Origin of the sequence: Microbacterium enclense (assembly GCF_001456955.1) — a bacterium.
GTDB classification, from domain to species: Bacteria; Actinomycetota; Actinomycetes; order Actinomycetales; family Microbacteriaceae; genus Microbacterium; species Microbacterium enclense.
The window spans coordinates 472441-484385 of the sequence record NZ_KQ758467.1; the positions used below are offsets into that span (position 1 = coordinate 472441).

The window sequence follows — 11945 nt, forward strand, 5'->3', positions numbered from 1 at the left end:
CGTAGCCCGCGCGGTCTCAGCCGATCAGTGCGAGTCCGCATTGGGGACACCGCCACGCGGCACCCCGGCCCACCTCCCAGGGCTGCGCGGCGTGCAGGCACTCCGGGCAGTTCGGCGCGAAGCCGACCTCGGCGTCATGGATCTCACCGGTACCGGCGGTGCCGGCGGCGGGAATCGGGAGCGGTGTGGTGTCCATGGACCTCCTCGGTGTCGCATGCACATCTTGACATGCGCATGCGGAGCAGTGTTCGCGTCATCCACAGGGCGCTCCCGTAGCGGCGCGGCCCCCGCGGTGGTTCTCGGGAGGCCGCCCCGGGAGCCTGTCGTCCCTTTCGCGACGCTCACCGGCGCAGATGGCGGAACGTCTTCTTCGCACGCTTCTCGGCGGCCGCCGCCGCCTTCTCGGCGGCCTTGCGACGACGCTTGCGAGCGCGAGGATCGTTCCACAGCCGGACCAGCTGATGGCCCACCGACTCGCGGCTCTTCACCTCGACCCGCGGGGTGCGGGTGCCCACGACGTAGGCGATCAGCAGGGCGGCGCCGATCAGGATGATCTTGTTGCGCATGGCATCCTCCGTTCGGACGGACCCGTGCGCCGGGCCGTCATCGAGGAGACGTGTCGAAACGCGGATTCGTCACGCCGACCCGGCGCCTTCGGAGTCCTCGCCGTGCTCTTGACGGATCCGCCGTCCCTCGGCGACGTCCTTCTCCTCCTTCTCGCGGGCCTTCTCGATCTTGGCGGTGTCGCGCGGCGGGAGTTTCAGCTCGCGCTCGGCGGGGATGCCCGCCTGCAGCTGTCGGCCGCGCTCGAGTTCGGCATCCAACTCCGCACCGAAGAGGATCGCGATGTTGGCGATCCACAACCACAGCAGGAAGACGATGACGCCCGCGAGCGAGCCGTACGTGCGGTCGTAGTTCGAGAAGTTCGCGACGTACACGGCGAAGCCGAGTGTCGCCACCGCGAGGATCAGGATGGCGACGACGGCGCCCACGCTGATCCAGCGGAACTTCGGCTGCTTCGCGTTGGGAGAGCCGTAGTAGAGGATCGCGAGGATCACCACCACGACGGCCAGCAGCACCGGCCACTTCGCGATGTTCCAAGTCGTGACCACGGCCGTGCCCAGCCCGAGACTTTCGCCGACGGCCTCGGCGAGGGGGCCGGAGACGACCAGCAGGAGGGCCGCGAGGGCGACGAGGACCACCGTGACGACCGTCAGCAGCAGCTGCACCGGGAGGAGCTTGTAGAACGGGCGGCCCTCGTCGATCTCGTAGATGCGGTTCATTCCGCGTCCGAAGGCGCGCACGTACCCGGATGCCGACCAGATGGCGAGGACGAGGCCGGTGACCAGGGCGAAGCCCGCGGCGGGTGAGGAGGCGAGCTCGCGCACCGGTTGCTCGAGCAGGTCGATGGTGCCCCCGGGAGCGACATCGCGCACGATGCCGAGCACCGTGTCAGCGGCGGCGTCGCTCTGGCCGACGACGCCGAGCAGCGAGAAGACGGCGATGAGGCCGGGGAACAGTGCGAGGACGCCGTAGTACACGAGGCTCGCGGCGATGTCGGTGCATTGGTCGGAACCGAACTCGCGGATCGTCTTCTTCAGAACGTACTTCCACGACCTCTTGTGCAGGTCGGTGGGGGAGTCGGGCTTCGCTTCGGTCGTCGACATGGGAGGGGCCTTTCGCGGGGGGACTCCCGGTCTACGGCGGGTCGCGCGGATCCGTCGCGCCCGTTGACGTCGCCCCGGCTCCTATGGAAGACGCCCCGGCCGAACGGCCGGGGCGTCTCACCAGCGAGGGGTCGTCAGGGGCGCCCCATGCCGAAGTAGGTCCAGCCGGCCGCGCGCCACGCGGCGGGATCGAGGCAGTTGCGTCCGTCGACCACGACGCGCCCGCGCGCGAGCGACGCGGCGTGCTCGGGGGAGAGGTTGCGGCGGTACTCGTCCCATTCCGTGACGACGATGACGGCGTCGGCGTCGCGCAGGGTCGTGTCGAGGTCTTCTTCGTAGGTCAGCTGCGGGTGGATGCGTCGCGCGTTCTCGATGGCGGCGGGGTCGGTCAGCGTGACGCGGGCGCCCAGACCGTGCAGGCGCACGGCGACGTCGAGGGCGGGCGAGTCGCGGATGTCGTCGCTGTGCGGCTTGAACGCCGCCCCGAGGACGGCGACCTTCTTCTCGAACACGCTGCCCCCCAGCGCCTCGGTGGTCAGTTCGACGGCGCGGTCGCGACGGCGGAGGTTGATCGCGTCGATCTCACGGAGGAAGGCGACGGATTCGCCGCGGCCGAGCTCTTCCGCACGGGCCGAGAACGCCCGGATGTCCTTCGGCAGGCAGCCGCCGCCGAAGCCGATGCCCGCGCCCAGGAAGCGCCGGCCGATGCGCGCGTCGTGACCGATCGCGTCCGCCAGCGTCGTCACGTCGGCGCCGGTGACCTCGGCGATCTCGGCGATCGCGTTGATGAAGCTGATCTTGGTCGCGAGGAACGCATTGGCCGACACCTTCACCAGCTCGGCGGTGGCGTAGTCGGTGACGATGAAGGGAGTGCCCTTGTCGATGGAGGGATGGTAGACCTCGCGCAGCACCTGCGCCGTGCGCTCGCCCTCCGCGGAAGGGGCGCCGTTCTCGGTGGGGACGCCCGCGACGAGGCGGTCGGGGTCGATGGTGTCCTGAACCGCCCAGCCCTCGCGAAGGAATTCGGGGTTCCACACGAGCGTGGCCCCGCGCCCGGCCACGCGGGGCGCGAGACGAGCAGCGGTGCCCACGGGGACGGTCGACTTGCCGGCGACGATGTCGCCCTCGCTGAGGTAGGGGAGCAGGCCGTCGACGGCCGCGTCCACGTAGGTGAGGTCGGCGGCGTACCCGCCGGCCTGCTGAGGGGTTCCGACGCCGACGAAGTGCACCTTCGCGCCCTGAGCGGCTGCCATATCGGTGGTGAAGGACAACCGGCCGGAGGCGATTCCCTCGGTCAGGATCTCCTGCAGTCCGGGCTCGAAGAACGGTGCTTCGCCCTTGCTGAGCGCGGCGATCTTGCGCTCGTCGACGTCGATGCCGACGACGTCGTGACCGATGGATGCCATGGCCGCGGCGTGCACGGCCCCCAGGTAGCCGCAACCAACTACAGACAGACGCACGATGAAACCCTTTCAGGTGAGTGTCGCCCCGTGCCGGCGGAGGCGCCGACTCGCGGGGAAGGGACGGAATGAGAGTGTGTCACGCGGCCGTTTCGCCCGGAGCCAGGGCGGCGCGGGCGGTGCGACCGAGGATGACGAAATCTCCGAGGAGGGTCCAGTTCTCGACGTACGACAGGTCGAGCCGGACGGACTCCTCCCAGGACAGGGAGGAACGCCCGCTGACCTGCCAGAGACCGGTGATACCGGGCTTGGCGAGGAAGCGGCGGTGGACGTGGTCGGCGTAGACGGCCACCTCCGAAGGCAGCGGCGGGCGCGGGCCCACGAGCGACATCGATCCGCCGATCACGTTGAACAGCTGGGGCAGTTCGTCGAGGCTGTATTTGCGCATGACGCGTCCGATGGGCGTCACACGGGGGTCGTTCTTCATCTTGAACAGGACTTCGTTGCCCGAGTCGCGCTGCTGGACGGCGAGCTGGGCGAGGAGCTCCTCGGCGTTGACGACCATCGAGCGGAACTTGATCATCGTGAACTCGCGGCCTCGGAAGCCCACCCGTGTCTGACGGAAGAAGACCGGACCGTCGCTGGATAGGCGCACCGAGAGCATGAGGAAAGCGAGGAGCGGGCTCAGCAGGATGACGCCGATGGAGGCCGCGACGAGGTCGACGGTGCGCTTGAGGAAGCTCTGCCCGCGAGAGAACTTCGGAGTCTCGACGTGGATCAGCGGGAGCCCGGCGACGGGGCGCGTGTGCAGACGAGGGCCGGCGATGTCGACGATGCTCGGAGCCAGCACCAGGTGCTGCCTGCCGGCCTCCAGGCTCCACGAGATCTCTTTGACCTTGTCGGCGGGCAGGTCGTCGGCGCTCGTGACGGCCACGGTGTCGGCGCCGGTGACCGCGAGGGCGCGTGACACGTCTCCGACATGGCCCATGACCGGGATCTCGGTGCCGGGGATGACGTCGGCGATCTTGCCGTTCGGAACGCAGGCCCCCACGACGCGGTACCCCGCGCTGGGCATGCGGGCGAACTCACGGGCCAACTGGGTGACGGAGCTCAAGGATCCGACGAGCAGCACGTTCGCCGAATAGCGCCCCTTCGCGCGCTGGACGATCAACCACTGCCGCCAGACCCATCGGGTGAAAAGGAGGACGGCGATGCCCAGGGGGAGGCTGATGAGGAGGTAGCCGCGCGCGACGTCGATCTGCGTCAGGAACGCGATGATGGCGACGGCGCCGAAGAGGCGGAAGCTCGCGTCGGCGATCCGGACGTACTCGGCCGACCCGGTGCCGATGACGCGGTCGCTGCGCGACTCGACGAAGGCGAGGGCCCACATCCAGGTGGCGATGAGAATGGCCGAGAACGTCCAGTACGACAGGTCGGTGATGCGACCGTCGGCGCGAGCGGCCAATTGCGCATTGCCCAGACCGAACCAGAGCAACTGCGTGCCGTATACGACCCAGATGAGCGACAGCAGATCGGTGATGACGAGGTTGCGACGGTAGGTGCGGCGCCACGGGTCGCGCGGATACATCGGTGCGGGCTGTTCCACCTCGACGGGAGCACTCGGCGCGTGCGCGATCTGCTCTTCCGGATCCGATGCGGACGCGCTGTCCCGAAGGTCGATTGTCACGACCTGTGCCTCCCCCCGATCGACCTGCGTCGATCCCACCTCGCGAACACTAACAGGCGAAAGTCACCCGTCGATTCACCTGCTAGAGGTCTTCATACGCCCGAAATGTGAACGGGGCGTGCGTGGTCGCGCCGTGATGTGACGCATTCGTCCCCTTCGTCGCGTTCCCCTACACTCGGGCGCGCACCATCCGCGAACGGCTGAGGTCGCAGTCTCGCGTCGCGGGACGACAGCCGCGCCGCGGGCCGCGAAAGGGGCTTCGATGACACGCGTCTCAATGTCGTCTCGGCGCGCCCGTCGCCGACGCCGGGCGGCCGCGCTCGTCACCACGGTCACCGTGGGTGTCGTCATCGTCGCCGCCGTCGTCGGCGTCTTCGCCTTCGCTCTCCTGCGTCCCGATCCGTCGTCGGTCGCGACGCCGGTCGACTCGTCCCCCGCGCCGACACCCGCTGTCGCATCCTCCACCGTCGGGCCCACCCCGGACGCGAGTGCGACGGTCTCGTCGACGCCCGAGCCTCCGACGCTGCCGGCCGCACAGGCGTGCGACCGGGAGACCGTGTTGAGCGTGTGGGCTCACCCCGACGACGACATCATCTTCGCCAATCCAACCATTTCCGACGCGATCGCCGCCGGAGACTGTGTGCGGACGGTGTTCGTGACCGCGGGCGATGCGGGCAAGGGCGACGGCTATGTCGAGGCCCGGGAGCTCGGCATCCTCCACGCGTACAACGACATGCGCGGGGTCGACGGACTGTGGGACACCACGGAAGTGGTGTTGCGGACCGGTCTGCACGCGCGACGCCTCACCCCGCAGGGGGATCCGCGGGTCTCGGTCGTCTTCCTCCGCCTGCCCGACGGCAACATCACGGGCGCGGGCTTCGCGGCGACGGGGTACGAGACGCTGGGACGGCTCCTCGACGGGGAGGTCCCGACGCTCGCGCCCGTCGGGGGCGGTCCCGACGTGTCGCGAGAACAACTGCTCTCGTCCGTCACGGAGCTCGCCACGGGTTTCCACCCGTCGCGTCTGCTCACCCACATCCCGCGAGGGAGCGCCTTCGCCCCGGGGGACCACCCCGATCACTCGGTCGTCGGCAGCATCGTTCGCGACACGCTGTCCACGGACCCGGCGGTCGGGCCCGGCATCCGGTACTTCGTCGGGTATCCGTCGAGAGACCTGCCGCGCAATCTCGACGGCGCGATCCTGGATGCCAAGGTCGACACCTACCGCATCTATACGCAGCAGGACGAAGTCATCCGGTGCGCGGATCGCGCGGCGTGCCTCGGGACGCGCAACTTCGGGGAGTGGCTCCGTCGGTCGTACCCGAAGACCGAGGCCGAGCTGCAGATCGACTGAACGGGTCAGTCCTCGCCGATCGACTCCTCGACGGCGGAGCGGGCGTCGCGCTCCGCGATGATCTCGACGAAGTCCTTCACGGGTGCGTCGGCGTAGCGGTTGACCGCGACGACGGCCTCATCGTGGATGACGTCGGGCGCCGCCTCGGGGAAACGCGCCGCAACGCGCTCCTCGACGCCGGCGATCGTCTGCTCCTTGTCGAAGCCTTCGGCTCGTTGTGTCATCGTCGTGCCTCAGTGGCTGTAGGTGCCGTGCAGGATCGCGCGGCCCAGGGTGGCGAACGCCAGTGCGAACGAGACGGCGGCCGGGGTGGCGTCGGGCTCGACGCCCAGGGTGTCCTCGCCGACGGCATGGACGACGAAGAAGTATCGATGCGGCTGGTCGCCGGGCGGGGGAGCAGCCCCCATGAAACCGGCCTCCCCGCCGTCGTTGCGCACGTGGAAGGCGCCGTCGGGAAGCGTCGCCGAGGCGGCACCCGTGGGCAGCTCGCGGGTGTCGGCGGGGAGATCGACCAGGACCCAGTGCCAGAAGCCGCTGGGCGTGGGGGCGTCGGGGTCGAAGCACGTGACGGTGAACGATCTCGTTCCCTCCGGCACCTCGGACCAGCGCAGGTGCGGCGAGGTGTTGCCCGCATCCGCGACCTGCGCGTCGTCGAGCGGCCCACCGTCGACGATGTCATCGCTGGCGACCTCGAACGATGCCGTCGCCGGCAGGAGCGGGTAGGGATCGGGCGTCTGCGCGCGGGTGAGATCGACCATGAACGGCACCTTAGGAGCGTCGTCCGAACGGACGGCAGGGCTTGCTCCCGCGCGACCGGACGGATAGGGCGGGTGATCGGCTCACGGGACGATCGCCAGCAGCGAGCGCGCCGCGTCGTGGCATCCGTCCGGGGCGGGGAGCCCGTAATCGACCTCGACGACCGTGCGCAGCTCCGCCGCAAGTTCGCCGATGGAGGGGCGGACGTCGAGAGCCTCGAGGATGGGCAGGATCAGGTCGTCGTACTCGTCGTCGGGCCAGGCGCGACTGATCCGATGGACGCCGATCGGATCCCACTCGTTCAGCACCGCCCGCACGCGGAGGGCTACGGGCGACAGTGACCGTGGCGGTGAGGAGGTCTGCATACGGCGAGTGTCACCACCGTCCTTAGGTGCGCGCTGAGGATCGCCGATGCGTCGGGTGCATACCGATGGCACGGCGTCGGTCGTCATCGGATGATCGAGCGACCGGCGCGGATGGCACGCCACGGTGCGTCCGGACGATCGTGCGGAGCGCGATAGCGTCGAGGGGCGCCCTCGGGCGCGACGTACCCGAAATCCGTCGCCGGGGGGCGCATCACAGGACGGAGTCGCCGTGAGTGACATCGACGAGCCTTCGCGCGGAGGCGACGAGGACGCACAACGCGCACCCCGCCGGCGACCCCTCGTCAGCCGCCGCACGCTGGTGTGGGCAGGGGTGGCGGTGGGAGGCCTCGCCGCCCTGGGCGGTGGCGCGCTGATCTACCGCGACATCCGTCGCTCGGCCGGCCCGGAGGGAACCTGGGTGGAGCTCAACCCGATCGTCCCGGTCCCGAGCGTCTCGCCGCGCGCGACGTCGCCGGCGTTCGAGCAACCGCTGGGCGAGACCACCGTCGCGGTGTGGGCGCACGCCGACGACGACATCATCTTCGCCAATCCCCATCTCGCCGGGGTGATCGCCTCGGGGGCGACCCTGCGGACGGTCTTCGTCACGGCCGGCGACGCGGGCCGGGGCCTCGACTACGCGAAGCAGCGGGAGGCCGGCATCCGTGCCGCCTACGACCGGATGCGTGGCAGCACGTCGGCATGGGAGACCCGCGAGATCACGCTCCTGAGCGGAGCGCGCGTGACGCGTTTCGTGCCCGTGGACGACCCCCGTCTCTCGATCACGGTGCTGCGTCTGCCCGACGGAAACCTGAGCGCCAAGGGTTTCCCGAGTACGGGGGATGCGGGGCTGACCCAGCTCATCAACGGGACCGTGCCGGCGTTGCGCCCGATTGATGACGGGCCGACCCTCGATGCGAGCCGCCTGGCCGAGACGCTCGCTGAGCTCATCCACGCGGGCAGTCCCCGGTCCGTGACGACGAACGTCCCGCACGAGAGTGCGTTCGCGAGAGGCGACCACCCCGACCACTCGTGCGTCGGCTCGCTGGTGCGGGCGGTCGCCCCCGCCGTCGGGGTGGCGGCGGAGGCGGTCACGTACTACATCGGCTACCCGTCGCAGCATCAGCCGGTGAACGTCGAGGGAGACGCTCTCGCGAGCAAGGTCGACGTGTATGAGACGTATGCGTCGCAGGATCCCGTCGTCACGTGCGACACCGCGTCGGCGTGCCTGGCGCAGCCCGGCTTCGGACAGTGGCTGCGCCGGTCGTACGCGAAGGCGGAGAGCGAGCTGCAGCTGCGCTGATCGGGCCGCGCGGCGCGGTCGGCGGCGGAGCACGGACCGGGCCGCGCGGTGGCGTCGATCGCGGCCGCGGTGGAGAGCGGACCGGGACGGAACGCGATTCGTGGGCTCAGCGCCCCGCCCCGGCGTGAAAGGGGAGGTCAGTCCTCCGAGACGGTGACGGTGACCTCGATGTTGCCGCGCGTGGCGTTCGAGTACGGGCAGACCTGGTGGGCCTCGTCGGCCAGCTGCTGAGCGAGCTCGGGCTCGACACCGGGCAGCACGACCTCGAGGAGGACGGCGAGCTGATACCCGCCCTGGCCGTTCGAGCCGATCTGGACGCGTCCACCCACCGAGGAGTCCTCGAGCGTGACCTTGTGGCCGCGCGCGACGGCGTGCAGGGCGCCGTGGAAGCACGCCGCGTAGCCCGCGGCGAAGAGCTGCTCGGGGTTCGTGCCCTGGCCCGAGCCGCCCAGCTCCTTCGGGGGAGCGACCTCGAGGTCGATGAAGCTGCCGGCGGTGACGTGGCCGGTGCGGCCGTGGCCGGTGGAGACGGCTTCGGCGGTGTAGAGGGCTTCCATGGGGATTCCTTTCGTGGGGGTGGTGATCGTGCTCACGCGCGGGGGCGGGGGATGCCGGCGGCGGCGAGCACCGTGTCGGGGTGGTCGCGGAGATCTCTCATGGCCTCGGTGAGCTGGTGCAGGGCATCGATGAGCTCGCGCGCGCTGTCGGCGTCGGTCAGTCCGGCGCCGGCGGCGATGCAGCGCGGAACGTGGGCGAGCTCGGCTCGCAGTTCGTCGCCTCGGTCGGTGAGGGTCACCGTCACGACGCGTTCGTCGTCACGGTCACGGGTGCGGGTGAGCAGACCGTTGGCCTCCATGCGCGCCAGCATCGGCGACAGGGTGCCCGAGTCGAGCTGGAGGGCCTCGCCGAGGGAGCTGACCGTCTGCTCGCCGTCGCCCCACAGCGTGACCAGCGCGATGTACTGCGGATACGTGAGATTCCACGGTTCGAGCAGGACGCGATACGCCTGAGCGGTGGTGCGATTCGCGGCGTAGAGCGCGAAGCAGACGAGGGCGTCGACGGCGGGCATGCGAGAAGCATTGCACACAATTCAATTGTGCACAATCAATGCGCCCGGTCGACGGGCGAGCGGGATGTCAACCCCTCCCGCGACACCTCCGGATCGAGTGAGCATGGGCCGCATGATCAGCCGAAGCGACGCGAGCTCCACGGCACCATCGAACGTCACCCTCGATGGTGACCGCGACCTGCTCGCCATCAACGGGCATCACTTCGAGCTCGGCGGTGCCGTCGCCCCGCTCGGAGGCGACGCGGCCTGAGCGCCTCCGGGTTCCGCGCTCGGGACCACCGCCCGCCCGTCGGCGTCAGTCGGCGACGGGCCCGTCGGACCCGCCCACGGGGTGTCGTGTGACGAGCAACTCCGCCACGCGTCGACGGTCCACCGTGCGCACCTGCAGCGTCGCCCCGTCGACCTCGACGGTGTCGCCCGCGCGCGCGAGCCGTCCGAGTCGCTCCACGACGAAGCCCCCGACGGTGTCGGCGGCGCCCCGGGGGAGCGTCACGCCGGTGGCCTCCTCGAAGTCCTGCAGGTTGAGACGGCCCTCGACGACGCCGTGCTCACCCTCGGCCAGCGGCTGCTCGGCATCCGTGTCGTACTCGTCGAAGATCTCGCCGACGACCTCCTCGACGAGGTCTTCCAGCGTCACGATGCCGTCGGTCCCGCCGTACTCGTCGACGACGACGGCGATGTGGCTCCCCTCCGCGCGCATCGCGGTGAGGGTCGGCAGCACCCGCGCGGTCGAGGGGATGTAGCGGATCTCACGCATCACCGCGCTCAAGGGACGGTCCACGTCATCGGAGAGGTCGCGCACGTGCACGAACCCGACGACGTCGTCGATCGATTGTTCGGCCACCGGGTAGCGGGAGTACGGCAGGTCGCGCACGATGTCGCGAGCCTCGGCGATCGTGCCCCCGGCATCCAGGGTCACCACCTCCGGGCGGGGGCGCATGACCTCGCTCACGTGGCGTCCGCGAAGCGAGAGCACGTCGTCGAGAATGCGGCGCTCGTCGGCGGGGAGCCCCTCATGGCTCGAGACGATGTCGCGCAGCTCCTCCTCGGTGAGCTCCTCGCCGGTCTTGTTCGGGTCGCCTCCGAGCAGGCGCACGAGCACATTGGTCGAGATCGAGAGCAGCCAGATCACCGGGCGCATGAGGGTGGCGAAGCCGTTGAGCACCGGTGCGACCGCATACGCGAACGCGGCGTTCCGCTGGATCGCGAGGCGCTTCGGGACGAGCTCGCCCAGCACGAGCGAGAGGTAGGCGATCACCAGGGTGAGGGCGATGGTGGCGACGGTCGCCGCCGCCACCGGGTCGAGTCCGAGGGCCTCGAAGAGCGGGGTGACGGAGGGGGCGATGGACGACGCGCCGTACGCGGCCGATGCGAACCCCGCCACCGTCACGCCGATCTGCACGGCGGAGAGGAACGTGTTCGGATTGCGGGCCAGATCGGCGACCTTCTGGCCGCGTCGGCCGCGTGCGGCGAGGGCGTTGACCTGACTCTCGCGCAGGGTGACCAGGGCCATCTCCGTCGCCGCGAACACGCCGCCGATCAGGACGAAGACGACGACGAGCACGATGTTCAGTGCGAGATCGTTCACCGGCCGGTCACCGCCCATCGGCCGGGGGCGCCGCCCGGGGTCACCCGGGCGCTCGGACTATGACCGTCGGAGTCGGGAGCGTGGCTCATGGCGCGAGTGTAATGAGGACGGCTTCGTGAGACCCGTTCCGGCGCGAGGGTTGCGCCCGGCGGGCCGCTCTGCATCGCGAGGTGGGTTCACAGGACCGCGCCGTCCGCGGCGGAGACGCGCACCGTCGTGCCGCCGGAGAGCTCCACCTCCCAGGCCCACGTTCCGTCGCGCTCGTCGAGCTGCACCTCGGCCAGGCGCTCGCCGCCGGCGTGCTGCGTCGTGGCGATCCGCACCGCGTCCGCCAGGGTCGTCACCGCGGCGTCCAACGCGGCTCGCTCGTCGGCGTCGATGCCGTCGTCGTCGTTCGACGATCGAACGGTCGTTCCATCGGATGCCACGTGCACCTCGACCTCTCGGTCGCCCACGGCCACGTGCACCTCCCACTCGTCGTCGTCGCGCTCGAGTTGGAAGGCACGGCCCCCCGCGCTCGCCTCGGCGGTGTTGATCACGGTCACGACGGTGCGGCCGTCGTCGTCCACAGCCGTCGCGCCCGACGACGACGTGCTCGAACCGGAGCCGCCGGGCGCGGTGGCGTCGTCGGAGGCCGGGGTGCAGGCGCTGAGCGCCAGCACGCTCGAGAGGGCGAGCAGGGCGAAGACGGGAATGCGAGTCGAGGACATGCGGGGAGGCTAGCGAAGCCCGCCGATCGCATCCGAGCCGTTGCATCCG

The 11945-nt window shown here is 70.2% G+C and carries 15 protein-coding genes; 3 read left to right on the plus strand and 12 right to left on the minus strand.

What is annotated here, in order from left to right:
• Positions 1-16 precede the first annotated feature (16 nt).
• The 5 genes from AS029_RS02180 to AS029_RS02200 form a co-directional block, all read right to left on the minus strand.
• The gene (locus tag AS029_RS02180; RefSeq protein ID WP_058230937.1) at positions 17-196 is read right to left on the minus strand and encodes a zf-TFIIB domain-containing protein; all 180 of its coding nucleotides are present in this window, start codon (positions 194-196) and stop codon (positions 17-19) included.
• A gap of 145 nt (positions 197-341) precedes the next feature.
• Positions 342-566: a hypothetical protein gene (locus AS029_RS02185; RefSeq protein WP_058230938.1), complete on the minus strand. Its 225-nt coding sequence runs from the start codon at positions 564-566 to the stop codon at positions 342-344.
• A 69-nt stretch (positions 567-635) separates the two neighbouring features.
• The gene (locus tag AS029_RS02190) at positions 636-1667 is read right to left on the minus strand and encodes a YihY/virulence factor BrkB family protein (protein WP_058230939.1); all 1032 of its coding nucleotides are present in this window, start codon (positions 1665-1667) and stop codon (positions 636-638) included.
• Between the two features lie 134 nt (positions 1668-1801).
• Positions 1802-3127, minus strand: a complete 1326-nt coding sequence (locus AS029_RS02195) for a UDP-glucose dehydrogenase family protein (RefSeq protein WP_058230940.1) — start codon at positions 3125-3127, stop codon at positions 1802-1804.
• 79 nt (positions 3128-3206) lie between these two features.
• A complete protein-coding gene (locus tag AS029_RS02200; RefSeq protein ID WP_372494287.1) occupies positions 3207-4754 on the minus strand; it encodes a sugar transferase in 1548 nt (515 codons plus the stop codon).
• 262 nt (positions 4755-5016) lie between these two features.
• Here AS029_RS02200 and AS029_RS02205 point away from each other — a divergent pair, with 262 nt between their 5' ends.
• Positions 5017-6108: a PIG-L family deacetylase gene (locus AS029_RS02205; RefSeq protein ID WP_082642099.1), complete on the plus strand. Its 1092-nt coding sequence runs from the start codon at positions 5017-5019 to the stop codon at positions 6106-6108.
• 5 nt (positions 6109-6113) lie between these two features.
• On the opposite strand, the gene AS029_RS02210 is transcribed toward AS029_RS02205, so the two are convergent.
• From AS029_RS02210 to AS029_RS02220, 3 genes are all read right to left on the minus strand, one after another.
• On the minus strand, positions 6114-6332 hold the full coding sequence (locus tag AS029_RS02210) for a three-helix bundle dimerization domain-containing protein (RefSeq protein ID WP_058230942.1): 219 nt from the start codon (positions 6330-6332) through the stop codon (positions 6114-6116).
• A gap of 9 nt (positions 6333-6341) precedes the next feature.
• On the minus strand, positions 6342-6866 hold the full coding sequence (locus tag AS029_RS02215) for a YbhB/YbcL family Raf kinase inhibitor-like protein (protein WP_058230943.1): 525 nt from the start codon (positions 6864-6866) through the stop codon (positions 6342-6344).
• 81 nt (positions 6867-6947) lie between these two features.
• Entirely contained in the window at positions 6948-7229 is a 282-nt protein-coding gene (locus AS029_RS02220; RefSeq protein ID WP_139167989.1) for a hypothetical protein, read from the minus strand.
• A gap of 229 nt (positions 7230-7458) precedes the next feature.
• Between AS029_RS02220 and AS029_RS02225 the strand changes: the two genes are divergently transcribed.
• Positions 7459-8529 (plus strand): PIG-L family deacetylase, encoded by a 1071-nt coding sequence (locus AS029_RS02225; RefSeq protein WP_058230945.1) that lies wholly within the window; start codon positions 7459-7461, stop codon positions 8527-8529.
• A gap of 137 nt (positions 8530-8666) precedes the next feature.
• Here the strand turns inward: AS029_RS02225 and AS029_RS02230 are convergent, their stop codons facing one another.
• Positions 8667-9086 (minus strand): organic hydroperoxide resistance protein, encoded by a 420-nt coding sequence (locus AS029_RS02230; protein ID WP_058230946.1) that lies wholly within the window; start codon positions 9084-9086, stop codon positions 8667-8669.
• Positions 9087-9118: 32 nt separating this feature from the next.
• A complete protein-coding gene (locus AS029_RS02235) occupies positions 9119-9598 on the minus strand; it encodes a MarR family winged helix-turn-helix transcriptional regulator (protein ID WP_058230947.1) in 480 nt (159 codons plus the stop codon).
• 112 nt (positions 9599-9710) lie between these two features.
• Here AS029_RS02235 and AS029_RS17490 point away from each other — a divergent pair, with 112 nt between their 5' ends.
• Positions 9711-9848 carry a hypothetical protein gene (locus AS029_RS17490; protein WP_167345220.1) on the plus strand — a complete coding sequence of 46 codons (138 nt, stop codon included), beginning with the start codon at positions 9711-9713 and terminating at the stop codon, positions 9846-9848.
• A 45-nt stretch (positions 9849-9893) separates the two neighbouring features.
• Here AS029_RS17490 and AS029_RS02240 read toward each other — a convergent pair whose 3' ends face one another.
• Together AS029_RS02240 and AS029_RS02245 are read right to left on the minus strand one after the other, a co-directional pair.
• Positions 9894-11186 carry a hemolysin family protein gene (locus AS029_RS02240; protein ID WP_058231196.1) on the minus strand — a complete coding sequence of 431 codons (1293 nt, stop codon included), beginning with the start codon at positions 11184-11186 and terminating at the stop codon, positions 9894-9896.
• Between the two features lie 176 nt (positions 11187-11362).
• Positions 11363-11896, minus strand: a complete 534-nt coding sequence (locus AS029_RS02245) for a PepSY domain-containing protein (RefSeq protein ID WP_058230948.1) — start codon at positions 11894-11896, stop codon at positions 11363-11365.
• Positions 11897-11945 lie beyond the last annotated feature (49 nt).

Bases quoted from the DNA above. Each gene is read 5' to 3' on its own strand.
- AS029_RS17490 (WP_167345220.1), top strand. From the start codon at position 9,711: ATGATCAGCCGAAGCGACGCGAGCTCCACGGCACCATCGAACGTCACC.
- AS029_RS02180 (WP_058230937.1), bottom strand. From the start codon at position 196: ATGGACACCACACCGCTCCCGATTCCCGCCGCCGGCACCGCCGGTACC.
- AS029_RS02230 (WP_058230946.1), bottom strand. From the start codon at position 9,086: ATGGAAGCCCTCTACACCGCCGAAGCCGTCTCCACCGGCCACGGCCGC.
- AS029_RS02185 (WP_058230938.1), bottom strand. From the start codon at position 566: ATGCGCAACAAGATCATCCTGATCGGCGCCGCCCTGCTGATCGCCTAC.
- AS029_RS02215 (WP_058230943.1), bottom strand. From the start codon at position 6,866: ATGGTCGATCTCACCCGCGCGCAGACGCCCGATCCCTACCCGCTCCTG.
- AS029_RS02210 (WP_058230942.1), bottom strand. From the start codon at position 6,332: ATGACACAACGAGCCGAAGGCTTCGACAAGGAGCAGACGATCGCCGGC.
- AS029_RS02235 (WP_058230947.1), bottom strand. From the start codon at position 9,598: ATGCCCGCCGTCGACGCCCTCGTCTGCTTCGCGCTCTACGCCGCGAAT.
- AS029_RS02190 (WP_058230939.1), bottom strand. From the start codon at position 1,667: ATGTCGACGACCGAAGCGAAGCCCGACTCCCCCACCGACCTGCACAAG.
- AS029_RS02220 (WP_139167989.1), bottom strand. From the start codon at position 7,229: ATGCAGACCTCCTCACCGCCACGGTCACTGTCGCCCGTAGCCCTCCGC.
- AS029_RS02205 (WP_082642099.1), top strand. From the start codon at position 5,017: ATGACACGCGTCTCAATGTCGTCTCGGCGCGCCCGTCGCCGACGCCGG.
- AS029_RS02245 (WP_058230948.1), bottom strand. From the start codon at position 11,896: ATGTCCTCGACTCGCATTCCCGTCTTCGCCCTGCTCGCCCTCTCGAGC.